Raw genomic sequence first — 15213 nt, forward strand, 5'->3', positions numbered from 1 at the left:
GGCATTCATGTCCGAACTTGCAATCGACAAAATCGACGTGTTCCGGGTGGAACTGCCTTATTCGGGCGGGGTCTACACGCTGTCCGGCGGCCGGGAGTATCGCAGCTTCGATGCGACCATCGTCCGCATCACCACCGACAACGGCCTGGAAGGGTGGGGCGAAAGCACGCCCTTCGGCTCGACCTATATCGCCTCGCATGCCTTCGGGGTCCGGGCCGGCATCGCCGAGATCGCGCCGCGCCTGCTGGGGCGGGATCCGCGCCGGGTGGATCGGATCAACGACGCCATGGATCAGGCGCTGCTGGGGCACGAGCATGCCAAGACCGCGCTGGACGTGGCCTGCTGGGACATCTTCGGCAAAGCCGTGGGCATGCCGGTCTGCGACCTGCTGGGCGGGCGCACCGATGCGCGGATGCCGGTGATCTCGTCGATCTACATGGGCGATCCCGAGGACATGCGCCGCCGCGTGGCCGAGCATCGGGCGCGGGGCTATATCGGCCATTCGGTCAAGATCGGCGGCGATCCGGCAGAAGATGCCGCGCGCATCGCCGCATCGCTGGCCGACAAGCGGCCGGGCGAGTTCTTCATCGTGGACGCGAATGGCGGGATGAGTGTCGAGACCGCCCTGCGCATGCTGCGCCTGCTGCCGCATGGCCTGGATTTCGTACTGGAGGCGCCCTGTGCGACCTGGCGCGAATGCCTGTCCCTGCGCCGCCGCACCGACGTGCCGATCATCTTCGACGAGCTGGCGCTGAGCGATGCCTCGATCGTCCAGCTGATCGCGGATGACGCCGCCGAAGGCATCGGGCTGAAGATCTCGAAGAACGGCGGGCTGACCCGTGGGCGGCGGCACCGCGATATCTGCCTGGCCGCCGGCTATACGGTCAGCGTGCAAGAGACCACCGGCTCGGACATCGCCTTCGCGGCCATCGTGCATCTTGGCCAGACGGTGCCCGAGCGTCAGCTGCGATGCTTGCTGGAATGCCGCGACATGGTCTCGCTGAAGACGGCGGACGGGGCGTTCGGTGTCGAGGCGGGGCATGTCCGTGCCCCGAACGGGCCGGGCCTGGGCGTGACCCCGCGCCTTGATGTGCTGGGCGCGCCCGTCGCTTCGTATCAGCGGTAATGGCCCGCCACCGGCACATGATCGCGACAAGCCGTCAGGCGTGGGAACGCCTGACGGCATGCCCATGCGGAAAAATCGCTTGACAGAATCGCCTTCACACAGAAAATTTCGTAGCATAAATATCGTATACGAATGCACGCAAGACCGATCCATCGCGCATGTGGAATGCCCGATCACTTGGAACTGGGTCAGGAGAGAACAATGCGGCGCCCTGTCCCGATCAATGCCGCACACAGGGAGAAAGAACGTGCACAGACTACTCGCTTCCACAGCCTTGGCTGCCGGCGTCTTTGGCGGCGCTTGGTCGGCCGCCGCGCAGGATTGCGGCAACGTGACCCTTGCGCTCCATAACGTCCAAAGCGCCGAACTGCTGACCTATGTCGACAAGTTCATCCTCGAGAACGGCTATGGCTGCCGTGTAGAGACCATTCCGGGGGATACGGTTCCCTCGACCACATCCATGATCGAGAAAGGCTCGCCCGATGTTTCTTCGGAAACCTGGGTGGACCTTCTGCCTGAAATCGTGCCGCAGGGGCTCAAGGACGGCAAGATCGTCTATGGCGCGCCGGCCCTGCCCGATGGCGGCATCCAGGGCTGGTGGATCCCCAGATACCTGGCCGACGCGCATCCCGACATCAAGACGGTCGAGGATGCCCTGGCGCATCCCGAGCTTTTCCCCGACCCGGAAAACCCCGACAAGGGCGTGATCTTCAACGGCGCCGAAGGCTGGGGGGCGACGGTGGTCACCGCGCAATTGTTCAAGGCCTACGAGGCCGAGAAAAAGGGCTTCAACCTGATGCGGCCTGGTTCGGCCGCGGGCCTGGATGGCGCCATCGCCCGAGCCTATGAGCGTCAGGAAGGCTTCATCACCTATTACTGGGCGCCGACCGCGCTTCTGGGCCGGTATGATCTGGTCCTGCTTGAGCCCAATGCCGAGCAGGATGCCGCCGAATGGCAAAGGTGCATCACCAACCTGGATTGCCCCGATCCCAAGGTGACGGCATGGCCCGTCGACACGGTCATGACCGTGGTGACCAAGGCTTTCGCCGACCGCATAGACCCGGCGATCATGGATTATTTCAACACCCGCGGCTGGAGCAATGACACCGTCGCCAGCCTGATGGCCTGGCAAGCCGAGAATCAGGCCATGGGAGAGGATGCGGCCTTGCATTTCCTGGAGGAGAACAAGGATATCTGGACGAAATGGGTTCCCGCCGAAGTCGCGGAAAAGGTCGAAGCTGCGCTTTGATCGTGACCTCTGCGTCATGGCCGGGCCGATCAACCGACCTTCTGGCGCAGTGATCCGTATTTCCCGAGCCCTTTGGTTTGCCCGGTCGTCATGACCGGGCGGGCCTTTCACATCCCACCCGCAAGCCTATCCACACAGGAGCAGCAAACATGGCATCCGCCGCTGCCACAAGCGGCGGCATGATAGGCTGGGACCATGGTCGGCGACCCACGACACCGGCAGCACGGCTTTCACGAACACAGGAAGAATGGCTTTCATGTCATGCCTCACAGCAGAACCGCGACAGGTAAATCACCGCTTGCGCCGTGACGATGCGACCCCCAAGGCTGTATTCCACCGATAACCGGAGTTATGTAAATAAACTGCCAGCCCCATCCCGATCCAGGCAGATCAATGCGATCTCTGATCGTCGGCACCAGAACCTATCGTCATCAGCCCGCACCGGTGTCGAGCAGCCGCCGCACCAGCTCGAAACTGTTGCGCACGCCGATCTTGCGGATCATGTTGGCGCGATGCACCTCGACCGTGCGGGGCGAACAGCCCAGCGACTTGGCGATCTCCTTGCTGGTAAAGCCATTGACCAGATAGCCGGCGACGCGCTTCTCGGCCGCAGTCAGCAGGCTGCCGGCACCAACCGCGGAATCCAGCGGCCGGTAGGTCCAGATCGCCAGCCGGTGCGGGTCGGCCTGGTCCATGGTCCGGCCGCGACCCTCCATCCAGACGATCTGCCCGTCCTTGCGCCGCATGAAGCGTTCGTCGCGATAGAACGGCCGCTCGCGCAGCGCCTTGCGTGCCCGCTCGCCGACCAGGTCGAAATCGGTCTGGCCGGGGTAAAGGCAGCGCATGGACCGCCCCGCCAGCTCCTGCGGCGTCCAGCCGAAGACCGCCTCGACCATCAGGCTGGCGCGGACGATCACGCGCTCGGCCAGGACCAGGGTCGCATCGGGGGCGTTCTGAAAGCCAAGGCTGTCGTAATCCCTGGCCGTCAACTGGCGATGGGCTGGCTGCATGGAATACCTATTCGACTACGTATTCCTACGGATAGAGTATTTCCACCGCATGCGACAAGCTCGGTCGCGGCGGAGGAGAAAGCCGGCCGTCGGATCATCATATCGAGGCGTGCGAATGACAGGATCGAACAAGCTTTATCCCAGCGCGGATGCCGCACTGGACGGGCTCTTGAAGGACGGGATGCTGATTGCGGCCGGGGGTTTCGGGCTTTGCGGCATCCCCGAACTGGCGATCGAGGCGATCCTGCGGGCGGGAACGAAGGATCTGACCATTGCCAGCAACAATTGCGGCGTGGACGGGTTCGGGCTGGGCAAGCTGCTCGACAGCCGGCAGATCCGCAAGATGATCTCCTCCTACGTGGGCGAAAACGCCGAGTTCATGCGGCAATACCTCTCGGGCGAGCTGGAGCTGGAGTTCAACCCCCAGGGCACCCTGGCCGAACGCATGCGCGCGGGCGGCGCCGGCATTCCCGGCTTCTATACCCGGACCGGCGTCGGCACCGTGGTCGCCGAGGGCAAGGAACACAAGGATTTCGACGGCCAGACCTATATCCTGGAACGCGCCATCGTCGCCGACCTTTCCATCGTCAAGGGCTGGAAGGCGGACGAAACCGGCAACGTGATCTTTCGCAAGACGGCGCGCAACTTCAACGTGCCGGCGGCGAAATGCGGCCGGATCTGCGTCTGCGAGGTCGAGGAGATCGTGCCGACCGGCAGCCTCGACCCCGACGCCATCCACCTGCCGGGCATCTATGTCCATCGCCTGGTCCAGGGCCAGCATGAAAAGCGCATCGAGCAGCGCACCACCCGCAAGAAGGAGGCTGTCTGATGCCTTGGGACCGCAACCAGATGGCGGCGCGGGCCGCGCAGGAACTGCAGGACGGCTGGTATGTTAACCTCGGGATCGGCATCCCGACGCTGGTGGCGAATTTCATCCCCGAGGGGGTGCATGTGACGCTGCAATCGGAAAACGGCATGCTGGGCATCGGCCCCTTCCCCTATGAGGGCGAGGAGGACCCGGACCTGATCAATGCCGGCAAGCAGACGGTGACCGAGCTGCCGCAGACCGCCTATTTCGACAGCGCCGAGAGCTTCGCGATGATCCGCGGCGGCAAGATCGCCATGGCGATCCTGGGGGCGATGGAGGTGGCCGAGAACGGCGACCTGGCGAACTGGATGATCCCGGGCAAGCTGGTCAAGGGCATGGGCGGCGCGATGGACCTGGTAGCGGGCGTCGGCCGGGTGGTGGTGGTGATGGACCACACGTCGAAGCACGGCGAGTCGAAGGTGCTGAAATCCTGCACCCTGCCGCTGACCGGCCAGGCGGTGGTCAACCGGATCATCACCAATCTGGGCGTGCTGGACGTGGTTCCGGGCGGGCTGAAGCTCGTCGAGCTGGCCGATGGCGTGAGCGAGGCCGAGCTGCGCGCTGCGACCGAGGCGACCATCGTCGGCTGAGCAAGCTCGGCCGAGCGTCAAGGGAGGCGGAGGGGGCTGTCTGCCCCCTCTTGCGGCCTGGGGCCGCAATTCACCCCCGAGGATATTTCGGCAAGAAAGAAGGCCGGAATCGTCTGATTCGGCGTGACGCGCGGGGATGGGCGACTTCCCTGCCCTTTTCGTCCTGCCCTTTTCGTTCCGAAGGGCTGGCCGGCAGGCTCGGCCCCGCGGGCTTGGGCGGGCTATTCGGAGACCTTCTTCACGAATTGCGATTTCAGGCCCATCTGCCCGATGCCCGGAATCCGGCAGTCGATGTCGTGGTCGCCCTCGACCAGGCGGATGCCGCGCACCTTGGTGCCGACCTTGACCACCGAGGACGACCCCTTGACCTTCAGATCCTTGATCACCGTCACCGTATCGCCGTCCTTCAGGACGTTTCCGACGCTGTCGCGCACTTCGTCGGCAGGCTGGGGCCCCGCGTCCCGGGACCATTCATGCCCGCATTCCGGGCAGACAAGCAGGGCGTCCACCTGATAGGCATAGGTGGAGGAACATTCGGGGCACGGCGGCAGGCTCTGGGTCATGGCCGCCACTCTAGCCTTGGGCCTTGCGCTTGGCCATCGGGAAAACTGCGGCATTCCGGGGCCTTCCGCCGCAGGCGGCGTGCCACGGCAGCGCCTAGACCTTGCTCGTCGTGCCGAGCCCCAGCGCGATCGCCACGCGGGCGGCATCGGCACGGTTGTTGATGCCCAGCTTGCGGTAAAGTTCCTTGATATAGTGGCTGACCGTATGTTCGGAAATCGCCAGCCGCGAGGCGATGGCGCAGGTCCGCTCGCCCTGCCCCAGCAAGGACAGGACCTGCTCCTCGCGCCGGGAAAGCCGCACGTCCAGCGGCTCGCCCGCGGGAACCATGCCTTCGCGAAGCCGCTGCGCGAAAGCCAGGGTGTTCTCGATCTTGAGATGCAGCAGGTCCAGGTCGATCGGCTTGGCCAGGTAATCGTCGGCCCCGGCGCGCAGCCCGGCCAGATGCGGCTCGCGATCCGACAGCGCGGTCAGGAAGATGAAGGCGGTGCTTTCCGCCAGCTTGCCCGAGGCGCGCAGGTCGCTCAGCAGTTCGAAGCCGTTGCGGCCGGGCAGCATGACATCGCACAGCACGATGTCGGGCCGGTTTTGCGCCAGCAGAGCCTCGGCCTCGTCGCCGTTGCGCGCGCTCAGAACCTTGTAGCCCCTGGATGCGAGTTCTTCTTGCAGTTCCTCGAGGATGAACAGCTCATCCTCGACACAAAGAATGGTCGCCGGCCCGCGCTGCCGATTCATCGTCCTGTTCCCCCTTGGCAGGCACGGCAACGACGAACTCGGACCCCTCACCCAGGCGCGAGGTGAACGTGACCTCGCCGCCGTGCAGCGCAACAATATCACGAACCAGGCTCAGGCCAACCCCGACTCCGGGCAATCGGTGAACATTCGGCGCGCGGTAGAACCGGTCGAAAACCGCGCCCCGCGCCCCCGGCGGGATGCCGGCGCCGCGATCCTTGACGCGACAGAAGATCCGGCCGCCGTCCCGCCATGTCTCCAGGCTGACCGGCGACGGCGCCTCGGAATATTTCATCGCATTCGACAGCAGGTTCAGCACGGCCTGTTCCAGCAGCACGGGATCGGCATCCGCCTGCAGCGGCGTTTCCGACAGGGCGACCTCCAGCACCCTGCCGGGATTGGCCTGCCGCGTCTGCTCGGCGGCGATGCGGGCGATCTGGTTGAAATCGACGATGCGGCGCGACAGCGCGATGTCCTTGCCCTCGACGCTGGCCGAGGCGAGAAAGCCGCTCAGCAGCCGCTCCAGCCGTTCCGCCGCATCCAGGATCCGGCTGAACTTGCGCCTGAGCGTTTCGGAAAGCGGCGTTTCCTCGTCGCGCAACTGCCTCTGCGCGATCATGTGGATGATGGAAGCCGGCGTGCGGAACTGGTGCGAGACGGTAACGATGAAGCTGCGATAGACCTCTTTGGCCCGGCGCTCGACCTCCAGCGCCTCCTGCAGCTCGGTCGTGCGCGCGGCGACCGTCCGTTCCAGTTCCGCGCGATGCTCTTGCAATTCCGCCTGCGCACGCATGGCACGGCGCATGTTGCGCCACAGCAGGCCGGCCATCACCACCCCGGTCAGGAAGGCGCCGCCGACCGCCAGCAGCAGCAATTGCATGACCCGCAACAGGGCTTCGCGGCGGACATGGCGGGCAAGCCTTTCCTCCAGCGCGGTGGCGTTGGTGATCTCGCGCAGGACCGAGGCAAGCACGACGACGCGCGGCATCAGCGCGGCGACATCGGTGGGGTCGAAATCCTGTGCCTGGAAAGCCGCGTCGAGTTCCTCCAGCAGGCTCCTGGCCTGGGCGACCAGGTCGCCGGCCCCGATCTCGCGGAAATAGTCGATCTGCGGCCGATCCGCCATCAGCGCGATGCGGCTGTAGAGAATGTCGAAGCGCAGCAACACGTCTTCGACATCCCGGTCCAGGCTGACGCGATACAGGGTCAGCATCAGGTTCTGCGCCTCGCGATCCGCCTGGTTCGCCGCCCACAGGTTGCGCTCGACAAGTTCCTCGCGAAAAGCGTGGTCGATATTGACCAATTGGAACAGAGAATAGACGAACAGCAGGACGAAGCTGGCAATCGTCAGCAGCGCGAAATGAGACCCGCGCAGGCGCATCAGAGGATGGTGATCTCGAACAGCTGCCAGACCCAGCGTTCGTCCATGACGGCGCGTTGCAGTTCCGGCCGCTGGTCGCGCGGATAGACCAGCCAGAGCGGCCCCTTGTCGCGCACGCGCATGGGCTTGCCGTTCATCTCGCGCGCCAGGATGGGCGCGTAGTCCCAGGCATCGCCGGCAGGAAGCACGATGCCGTAATCGTTCAGCGCCTTCACCAGGAGCTTGCGCCCGGCCAGGTCCGACCGCGACATCCCGCCGCCGGTCAGCACGTCCCGAAGGAAGGGGCCGCGAAAGGTCTGGACGCCCTCGGTCCAGCGGATCCGCGTGGCGATCTGATGCCAGGGCAGCGCCGCGATGTCCTCGTCCTCCAATTCCCTGACGCGGCCCGAAGGCTCGGTGATCGTCAGCATCGGCCGGGCCGCGTGCGCGAAAAGCGGCGAGGCGGGCGCAAGGGCCGCGATCGAGGCGGACAGGACAAGGGTTCTTCTGCTGAGGAACGTCTCGGGCGCGCGATGCATGGGCTATCTCCAGGGCCAGAACATAGCAACGGAGTATGGCATGCGCGAACCGGGGTATAGCCCGCGCATGCCATTTCATCACCTCCGGCCCGCAGGCCGGCGTACTCGTTACGATAATGAATTTTATAAAAATAGCGTCCCCGAGCTTTCTCGCGACAATCACACGAGCCCGAATGGACACCGGCATTCCTGACAGTTCCGGCGGCATGGCGCCATTCCCCAAAATCGGGGAATGGCCCGCGCCTCGACCGGCTGGGGTGCGATTCGGCCGCGCCGGACGCCTCGGCGGAGCCCTGCCGAGCGCACGCGCTGCTCGCGCCCATGTGTCCTGCCTCGGCTTGTCCGGTCGCTGCCGCGCCGCTAACCGGGAACGAATCCGCTGTTCGGCGATTATGGCCGGGAGCATCGCGATAAAGGAGAAAGCCATGCGTCACCTGTCGCTCTTTCTGGCCGCCCTGCTTGTGGCGGGTCCGGCCCTGGCCGAGAACCGCGGCGTGGTGATCGCCAATGCGCGCTACCAGAACGCACCGGACCTGGCCGATGCCGATGCCGGCGCCGCCGCGGCCGCGATGAGGGCGGCCGGCTTTCGCACCGTGACCGGCGCCGACCTGGTGGTGCGTGACGTGCGCCAGGCGGTTGCCGACCTGCTGCGGCCCGACGATTCGCCCGGCGCGCGGATCGTGCTGCTGAACGGGCGTTTCCTGCATGGCGGCAACGACAGCTGGTATATGGGCACCGATGCCGACAAGCCCGACCTGGTCGGCGCCGGGGCGCAGGGCGTGCCGCTTTCCATGGTGCTGGACCTGATGAAAGAGGCGCGGCCGGGCGCGGTGCTGCTCCTGGGTTCGGACGAGGCCGAAATGGAACATGCGACCGGGCTGGAGAACGGCATCGGCCCGCTGACCCCGCCCGAGGGGGTAACGGTGATCTCGGGGCCGCCCGCGGCAACCAGTGCGGCGGCGGCGGCGCTGCTCGAGCCGGGCACCTCGGTCGGCACGGTGGTCGGCGCCGATGACCGGCTGGTCATGGCCGAGGGCGGCGATGCGCAGCTGGTGCTGGTCGCGGCCGGGCCGCAGGCCGATGCCCCGGCCGGGCCGCTGGAGGCCGACCGCGACCTTTGGGCCCAGGCCGCGGCCGAGGATACGGCGGCGGCCTATCGCGGCTATCTCGACCGCTATCCCGGCGGGCTCTACTCGGCGGCGGCCAAGGCGCGGCTGGATGCGCTGGGGGCGGCGCAGGCGGACCGCGATCTTTGGGCCGAGGCCGCGGCGGCCAATACGGTCGCGGCCTATCAGGATTACCTGGCCCGCTATCCGCAGGGCGAGTTTGCCCAGGCCGCGCAGAACCGGCTGGCCGAATTGCGCCCTGCCCCGGCCCCGGCGCCGGCGCCGGCCCCCGAGATCCAGCAGCCGCGCCAGGTCACGCCGCCGCGCCAGGTCTCGCAGGCCGAACTGACCGAGAACCGGCTGAACCTGTCGCGGGGCGACCGGGTGGCGATCCAGCGCCGGCTGAACACGCTGGGCTATTCGACCGGCGGCGCGGACGGGATCTTCGGCTCGCGCTCGCGCTCGGCCATCCGCGGCTGGCAGCAGCGCAACGGCTATGCGGTGACGGGCTATCTGACCGGGCCGCAGGTGGACGCCATGCGGGCGCAGGCCAATGCAGCCGCCCCCAGCCGCGACCAGCAGGACCGCGCCTATTGGCAACAGACCGGCGCCAAGGGCGGGGTGCGCAACCTGCGCGCCTATCTGGACCGCTATCCCGACGGCATCTATGCCCAGACCGCCCGGCAGCGGCTGGCCCAGGCCGACCGGGACAACCCGCGCCGCGACCGCGAGGACCAGGCCTGGCAGCGCGCGCGGCAGGTCGATACCGTGCAATCCTATACGCAATACCTTCAGAACTTCCCGCGCGGCGAACATGCCGAGCAGGCCCGCCAGCGCCGCAACCGGCTGATCAACCAGGGCCAGATCGGCAATGGCGTCATCGGGCTGGACACGATCATCCGCGAACTGGTGAAGTGACCCGCCCGCTCAGTTCAGCATCACCATGGCCAGGAACGGCCCCGTCTCCAGCAGCATGTCCGAAAAGCGGCGGAAGCTTTCCGGGCTGACCGGCGGCGCGTCCGAAAAGTAATCGGCCAGCGCCCAGCCCTGGATCACCCCGTCCACCGGCAGCGGCGCCGGGTCTTCCAGCCAGGCGCCCAGGTCGATGCCCATCGGCCCGCGCCAGAACGGGATGGTCCTGTCGCCCGCCAGCAGCGCCTCGCCATCGGCCAGCACCGCCTGCCAGGCCGCGCCGGTGCCGGGCGGAAAGGCGATGCCGGTGGCCGAGATCTGGCGGTCGTTCGGGATCCATTCGCCGGCATTGTCGCTTTCCTGCCCGACCAGCGCCCAGAAGCGGCGGTTCTGGTCGATGGTCTGCTGCCAGTGCGCGCGGGCGGCGCGGGTGCGCCCGGCATCGGGCTGGCGGCGCAGCATGTCGATGGCGACGGCCAGCGGGTCGATGAAATCGTCCAGCATCGGCGGCAGCGCAGCCTCGCCCCCGGCCAGGCGGCTTTCGTCGATCCGGGCCCGCATGGCAAAGACCTTTTCCAGGCTGGGCGTCGGGTCGAAGGCCAGCAGCAGTTCGGCACCGCCCGAGACCAGGTGCGTATAGGCCGCAAGCCAGGCCGCATCGGCGCGGTCGAAGCGGATCACCGGCGGCGCGGGCGGCGGGGCCGCTTGGCCGGTCTCGGGGTCAAAGGCCGGCATGCCGGACCAGACGATGCCGGCCAGCAGTTCCGCCGCGCCCTCGCCCATCCCGCGCCGGCCGTCGGCATCCAGGTCGAACCACAGATCGCCCAGCGAGATCGCCAGCCCGAAATCCTCGTCCTCGGCCAGCCCCTCCAGCGCGGCGCGGCTGCGCGCCATCGCCTCCAGCGTGGCCTGGGTCTGCTCGGCCAGCGCCTCGGGCGGCATCGGCTGCGGCGGCACGGATTGCGGCAACTCGGCGGCCGAGCCGAAGATCATCCCGCCAAAGGGCGCGACGCCATAGGTCACGCGCCAGCGCCAGGCCGCCTCGACCGCGCCCAGGAACTCCAGCCCGGCAATGGCGAAACGCTCGTCGGGCGCCGGGTCGGACAGCGCGTGCAGCCGCGCCAGCGTGGGCGCGATGCCCTGCTGCGCGATCTCCCGCGACAGGGCCGAAGGATCGACCGGTTGCCGCGCCAGGGCGGGCGCGGCGGGCGCGGCAAGAACAAGCGCCAGCGAAAGAACCAGCCGCCTCATGGCCGGCCCTCCGCCAGGCGCTGCGCCAGCTTGCGCCGCGTCCAGTCCTCCAGCGCCAGTTCCTCTGCCCGGTCGCGGGCGCGCAGCCAGATCGGATCGGCGCCGAAGCGCGCCTCCAGCCGCGCCATCAGCGCCTGCGCCGGCCCGTCGCCCGCAGCCGCGGCCAGCGTGGCAAGCCGCCAGGCCAGCGCATAGCTGCGCGTCACGCCCTCGCCCCGCTCATGAGCCAGCGCCGCGTCGCGCAGCGCCTGGGTCGAGGCGAAGCTGCCCTCGGGCGGGGCGGTTTCGGCCGCCTCCTGCGCCGCCAGCAGATCGGCGGTGCCGAGCCGCGCCTCGATCCGCTCCAGCACCCCGGCCGCACCCGTCACCCCTTGCGCCGCCGCCCGCAGCGCATGGCCATAGGCAAGCGCGGGATCGGTGTCGGCCGTCAACCGCGCCAGGGCCAGCGCCACCTCGGCATCCTCGCGCAAGGGGGTCAGCAACTCGACGGCCCGGCGGCTGTTCTGCGGCACCCCCCTGCCCTCGGCCAGTGCCAGGCCCAGGGCGCGGTTGTCCTGATGCGTCGCGGGATCGGCGATCAGCGCCACCGGCGGCGTGGGCAACCCGTTCGAGAAGCGCGGCCGGAACAGCGTCGCCGCATCTTCGGGCCCCGCCCAAAGCGTCGTGTCGAAGGCTACCGGCTCGGCCGGGCGGATCTCGGCGGTGACACGGCCCGGCTCGGCCATGAAGGCGCGCAGGGCACGCACCAGCCCCTGCTGGGACTGGTGCAGGGCGCTGCCCGGCTCGGCGGTCAGCAGCGCCTGCAAGGCCTCGGGACTGCTGGCCTCGGGCGGCAAAAGCGGCTTCAGCCTTTCCCAGACACCCAGGTTCTCGACCGACAGATGCGCCGCGCGCAGCGTGCCGCGCAGGCCGATCTGCGGCGTCTCGTCCGTCTCGGCCCCGGCCTCGTCAGCCTGGCTCGCCGCCGTGATCTTTTCGAAGAAATCCGGAGAAAACAATGAAACATAATCGAAATCTGCGCTCGCCTCGATCCGGGCGATGCCGGGGCTGATCGCCCGGATGTCGGCGCTCAGCGCGCCGCTGCCCGCAGCCTGGCGCAGATCGACCGACAGCGCCGCCAGGGGGATGCTGGCCCCGCCCGTCACCACGCCGATCATGGCCGCGTCGGCGCCGAAGCAGTTGTTGGCGATCGACAGTTCGGCGGCATCCAGGCGCAGCCGCGATTCCGCGTCGCTCCAGAGGCTCAGGCCCGAGACCTGCAACCGCCCCAGCGCAACCCGGCAATTCCTGTGCCGGCCCAGCCCGGCGATTTGCAGGTCGCGCAACACCAGCCCGCCGCGGGCCGCGTCGATCTCCAGCCCGTCATAGCGGATGTCGGCCACCATCCGCGCATAGGAAATCGCCCCGCGCACCAGCCCCGCCGCGATATTTGCGGGGGAAAAGACGCTGGTCGTCGCCGGCGCAGGCTCGGCAGGGGCGGCGCCGGCCAGGGCCAGCGAAAGGACGGTGCCGGCGGCAAGGCGTCGGGCAAGCGGGCGCATGGTCTTTCTCCTCTTGCTGCTTGGGCAAGAAGGGAAAGCATCGGCGCGGAACTTGCAAGCCGCTTCGCCGCCGGGGCCGCCCTATTCGGTCAGCACGTGCCAGACGCCGCCCCGGCCGTCGCCGGTCGTCTCGCCCGCAGCCTTGTCACCGGCATAGTAATAGAGCGGCTTGCCGTCATAGGCCCATTGCAGCGCACCGTCGTTGCGCTCGACCAGGGTCCAGCCCTCGCCCTTGTCCTCGTCGCTGCTGCCCAGATAGGGCGGCCAGTTTCGGGCGCAATCGTCGTAGCAGGCGGATTTTCCCTCGGCATCCCGGTCGAAGGTGTAAAGCGTCATGCCGCCATCGCCCGTGACCACGGTCTGGGCCTGCGCCGCGCCAAAGGACAGCAGGGCAAGCCCCGCCGCCATGCAGATCGAAACCATCTTCATGATCGACACCCCGGAGCATCTTGCATCGGACAGCGGCCGGTCAGGCGCATGGCCCGCCTGCTCCCTTGCGGGACGCATGACTGCCGGCCGCGGACATGATAGGCGCGTCCCCGGCCGGCGTCGATGGGTTTTGCGCGGATCAGCCGGCGCGGCGCACCCGGCAGGATCGCATCGGCGCCCCTGGCGCAGGTGCCTTCGGCCGGGGCGATGGAATGGCACGGGTGCCGCCCTCCCCGCGCCCGGTGACGAAGCGCGCCAGAGCCAGCCGTCCCTCGGCCGTCCCGGCATGGTTCCCGCCGGTCCCGCCGCCGCCCGCCGCGCGACCAGATCGGTGCGCGCGTCGCAATCGATCGCGCCATCGGCCTGGAGGGGCGATGACAGGCGTTCGGATGCCATCCAGAACCCTGCGGGAGCGTCATGTCGCAGCCCTTCCCCACGGGTTTTTCCTGTCCCGTGGCAGGGCGGGGCACCCGCCCCGCCGCACAGGAGAATGTTCAGGCATGAGGCATCAGGAAGGCCGCGCCATCCGTCGCGCCGCCCTCTGCCCGGCTATTGCGCCGCCAGCAGTTCCGGCACCGACAGCAGGATGAATTCGTTATCCGCCGCCGTGCCGATCCGCCGCCCGCCCGAGAAGGGCAGGTTGTTGTCATTGGCCAGCATGATGTGGTTCTCGTCCACCCGCGCCACGTCCTCGATGGTGAAGAAGGGGAAGGTGAAATTCCCCTGCTCGGGCTTGTGGTCCGGCAGCGCCCTGCCCTCCGGGTCGGCGATGTCCAAGAGGTCGACATGGCCGATGCGGCGCAGATAGCCCTCGGCATCCGGGCTGGCGGTATCGACCAGCACCACCCGTTTCAGCCGCGCGGGCAGCGGATAGCAGGCCGACATGTCCACCGCGCCCTCGGGGCAGGCACGGGCGGCATCGCCCTCGCCATTGTCGCGTTCGATCACCAGGGCGCGGGTCTCGTCGATGAAGTTGAAATCGCCGATGGCCGTGGCGCCCTCGGACAGCCTGAAGCGGTAATGCTCGCCGGTCCAGTCGGCCTTGCCGGTGTCGAAACTCATCACCCGCAGGAAATCGCCCTCGGGCTGGCCGTCATCGCCCAGAAGCGGCTTTTCCAGCATCGCCCAAAGCAGGCCGGTGCCGGGTTGCAGGGCCATGCCCTCATAGCCGCCCGACCGCTGGACGCGGAAATCGCGGCCCGGCTGGGCGGGCACGGCGATGCCGGGCGTGTCGGGGCCGGCCAGCGCCTCGCCCTCCAGCCGGGTCGGATGCACCGACAGCACCCGCCCGTCCATGGCCACGCGCAGGATATAAGGGCCGAACTCGTCGCCGATCCAGATCTCGCCGTCCAGATACTGGATGCTTTCGGGGTCGAAATCGGCGCCGGTCAGATAGCGGCTTTCGGTCGTCTCGTTGGCGATGCGGAACGGCACCTTGCGGTCGGGGTCGCGCAGGAACACGGTCTCCAGCCGCTCGACGGTGCCGGCGGCGAAATCCGGCTGCATGCGGTGAAAGAACAGCATGGCGTCGGGGCTGTTGGCCTTGGAGCCGAAGCCGTTGTCGGTCAGGGTGAACCAGCTGCCGTCCGGGGCACGATTCATGGCAAAGCCCGACATGCCCTGGACCGGCTGGCCCAGGAAGGGCAGCGCGATGCCCGTCTTGTGGCTGCCATAGGTCGGGCCGGTATCGCCCTCGACCGACATCGGCGCATCGTTGCGCGCCGCGCCGGTGAAGCGGCCCGACAGCCACAGCTCGCGCGGCGCATCCGCCGGCGGCGGGACTATGGTAAAGGCGGGCAGCACCGCATGGCCCGCCAGCCGGGCCGGAAAGGTCTCTTCGGCAAGGGCAGCGGGGGCCATGGGGGCGGCGATGGAGCAGGCAAGCAAGGCAAGGCCAAGGCGCATGGTTCGAAATCCTTTGTCGTCGCGATGCCGCCGC

The 15213-nt window shown here is 67.9% G+C and carries 14 protein-coding genes; 5 read left to right on the forward strand and 9 right to left on the reverse strand.

Features of this window, described 5'->3' with window-relative positions; all coding sequences use genetic code 11:
* Positions 1-7 precede the first annotated feature (7 nt).
* Together ACNKFW_RS18770 and ACNKFW_RS18775 are read left to right on the forward strand one after the other, a co-directional pair.
* A complete protein-coding gene (locus tag ACNKFW_RS18770; protein WP_147429284.1) occupies positions 8-1126 on the forward strand; it encodes a mandelate racemase/muconate lactonizing enzyme family protein in 1119 nt (372 codons plus the stop codon).
* A 247-nt stretch (positions 1127-1373) separates the two neighbouring features.
* On the forward strand, positions 1374-2375 hold the full coding sequence (locus tag ACNKFW_RS18775; RefSeq protein ID WP_147429283.1) for a glycine betaine ABC transporter substrate-binding protein: 1002 nt from the start codon (positions 1374-1376) through the stop codon (positions 2373-2375).
* A 431-nt stretch (positions 2376-2806) separates the two neighbouring features.
* Here the strand turns inward: ACNKFW_RS18775 and ACNKFW_RS18780 are convergent, their stop codons facing one another.
* Positions 2807-3385 carry a LuxR C-terminal-related transcriptional regulator gene (locus ACNKFW_RS18780; RefSeq protein WP_024843880.1) on the reverse strand — a complete coding sequence of 193 codons (579 nt, stop codon included), beginning with the start codon at positions 3383-3385 and terminating at the stop codon, positions 2807-2809.
* A gap of 115 nt (positions 3386-3500) precedes the next feature.
* Between ACNKFW_RS18780 and ACNKFW_RS18785 the strand changes: the two genes are divergently transcribed.
* Positions 3501-4214: a CoA transferase subunit A gene (locus ACNKFW_RS18785; protein WP_024843881.1), complete on the forward strand. Its 714-nt coding sequence runs from the start codon at positions 3501-3503 to the stop codon at positions 4212-4214.
* Positions 4214-4843 carry a 3-oxoacid CoA-transferase subunit B gene (locus ACNKFW_RS18790; RefSeq protein ID WP_024843882.1) on the forward strand — a complete coding sequence of 210 codons (630 nt, stop codon included), beginning with the start codon at positions 4214-4216 and terminating at the stop codon, positions 4841-4843. The genes ACNKFW_RS18785 and ACNKFW_RS18790 overlap by 1 nt, the downstream gene beginning before the upstream one ends.
* 221 nt (positions 4844-5064) lie before the next feature.
* Here ACNKFW_RS18790 and ACNKFW_RS18795 read toward each other — a convergent pair whose 3' ends face one another.
* From ACNKFW_RS18795 to ACNKFW_RS18810, 4 genes are all read right to left on the reverse strand, one after another.
* The gene (locus ACNKFW_RS18795) at positions 5065-5406 is read right to left on the reverse strand and encodes a zinc ribbon domain-containing protein YjdM (RefSeq protein WP_024843883.1); all 342 of its coding nucleotides are present in this window, start codon (positions 5404-5406) and stop codon (positions 5065-5067) included.
* Between the two features lie 94 nt (positions 5407-5500).
* Positions 5501-6139, reverse strand: a complete 639-nt coding sequence (locus ACNKFW_RS18800; RefSeq protein ID WP_024843884.1) for a response regulator transcription factor — start codon at positions 6137-6139, stop codon at positions 5501-5503.
* Positions 6093-7517: a sensor histidine kinase gene (locus tag ACNKFW_RS18805; protein ID WP_418025676.1), complete on the reverse strand. Its 1425-nt coding sequence runs from the start codon at positions 7515-7517 to the stop codon at positions 6093-6095. The genes ACNKFW_RS18800 and ACNKFW_RS18805 overlap by 47 nt, the downstream gene beginning before the upstream one ends.
* Entirely contained in the window at positions 7517-7927 is a 411-nt protein-coding gene (locus ACNKFW_RS18810) for a molybdopterin-dependent oxidoreductase (RefSeq protein ID WP_418025678.1), read from the reverse strand. Before ACNKFW_RS18810 ends, ACNKFW_RS18805 begins: the two co-directional genes overlap by 1 nt.
* 533 nt (positions 7928-8460) lie before the next feature.
* On the opposite strand from ACNKFW_RS18810, the gene ACNKFW_RS18815 reads away from it, so the two are divergent.
* A complete protein-coding gene (locus ACNKFW_RS18815) occupies positions 8461-10059 on the forward strand; it encodes a peptidoglycan-binding protein (RefSeq protein ID WP_028710238.1) in 1599 nt (532 codons plus the stop codon).
* 9 nt (positions 10060-10068) lie between these two features.
* Here ACNKFW_RS18815 and ACNKFW_RS18820 read toward each other — a convergent pair whose 3' ends face one another.
* The 4 genes from ACNKFW_RS18820 to ACNKFW_RS18835 all read right to left on the reverse strand — a co-directional run bounded on the left by ACNKFW_RS18820 (position 10069) and on the right by ACNKFW_RS18835 (position 15179).
* Positions 10069-11304, reverse strand: coding sequence for a hypothetical protein (locus ACNKFW_RS18820; RefSeq protein WP_028710239.1), 1236 nt, complete (start codon positions 11302-11304; stop codon positions 10069-10071).
* Positions 11301-12845: a sel1 repeat family protein gene (locus ACNKFW_RS18825; RefSeq protein ID WP_024843888.1), complete on the reverse strand. Its 1545-nt coding sequence runs from the start codon at positions 12843-12845 to the stop codon at positions 11301-11303. The genes ACNKFW_RS18820 and ACNKFW_RS18825 overlap by 4 nt, the downstream gene beginning before the upstream one ends.
* Positions 12846-12926: 81 nt before the next feature.
* Complete coding sequence (locus ACNKFW_RS18830) at positions 12927-13274, reverse strand: hypothetical protein (RefSeq protein ID WP_024843889.1); 348 nt, start codon at positions 13272-13274, stop codon at positions 12927-12929.
* A 549-nt stretch (positions 13275-13823) separates the two neighbouring features.
* Positions 13824-15179, reverse strand: a complete 1356-nt coding sequence (locus ACNKFW_RS18835; RefSeq protein ID WP_074990811.1) for an esterase-like activity of phytase family protein — start codon at positions 15177-15179, stop codon at positions 13824-13826.
* Between the last annotated feature and the right edge of the window lie 34 nt (positions 15180-15213).

This window comes from Paracoccus sp. TD-10, from assembly GCF_048270675.1.
Classification (GTDB): domain Bacteria; phylum Pseudomonadota; class Alphaproteobacteria; order Rhodobacterales; family Rhodobacteraceae; genus Paracoccus; species Paracoccus pantotrophus.

Bases quoted from the DNA above. Each gene is read 5' to 3' on its own strand.
- ACNKFW_RS18815 (WP_028710238.1), top strand. From the start codon at position 8,461: ATGCGTCACCTGTCGCTCTTTCTGGCCGCCCTGCTTGTGGCGGGTCCG.
- ACNKFW_RS18790 (WP_024843882.1), top strand. From the start codon at position 4,214: ATGCCTTGGGACCGCAACCAGATGGCGGCGCGGGCCGCGCAGGAACTG.
- ACNKFW_RS18810 (WP_418025678.1), bottom strand. From the start codon at position 7,927: ATGCTGACGATCACCGAGCCTTCGGGCCGCGTCAGGGAATTGGAGGAC.
- ACNKFW_RS18800 (WP_024843884.1), bottom strand. From the start codon at position 6,139: ATGAATCGGCAGCGCGGGCCGGCGACCATTCTTTGTGTCGAGGATGAG.
- ACNKFW_RS18805 (WP_418025676.1), bottom strand. From the start codon at position 7,517: ATGCGCCTGCGCGGGTCTCATTTCGCGCTGCTGACGATTGCCAGCTTC.
- ACNKFW_RS18780 (WP_024843880.1), bottom strand. From the start codon at position 3,385: ATGCAGCCAGCCCATCGCCAGTTGACGGCCAGGGATTACGACAGCCTT.
- ACNKFW_RS18820 (WP_028710239.1), bottom strand. From the start codon at position 11,304: ATGAGGCGGCTGGTTCTTTCGCTGGCGCTTGTTCTTGCCGCGCCCGCC.
- ACNKFW_RS18825 (WP_024843888.1), bottom strand. From the start codon at position 12,845: ATGCGCCCGCTTGCCCGACGCCTTGCCGCCGGCACCGTCCTTTCGCTG.
- ACNKFW_RS18795 (WP_024843883.1), bottom strand. From the start codon at position 5,406: ATGACCCAGAGCCTGCCGCCGTGCCCCGAATGTTCCTCCACCTATGCC.
- ACNKFW_RS18785 (WP_024843881.1), top strand. From the start codon at position 3,501: ATGACAGGATCGAACAAGCTTTATCCCAGCGCGGATGCCGCACTGGAC.
- ACNKFW_RS18830 (WP_024843889.1), bottom strand. From the start codon at position 13,274: ATGAAGATGGTTTCGATCTGCATGGCGGCGGGGCTTGCCCTGCTGTCC.
- ACNKFW_RS18835 (WP_074990811.1), bottom strand. From the start codon at position 15,179: ATGCGCCTTGGCCTTGCCTTGCTTGCCTGCTCCATCGCCGCCCCCATG.
- ACNKFW_RS18770 (WP_147429284.1), top strand. From the start codon at position 8: ATGTCCGAACTTGCAATCGACAAAATCGACGTGTTCCGGGTGGAACTG.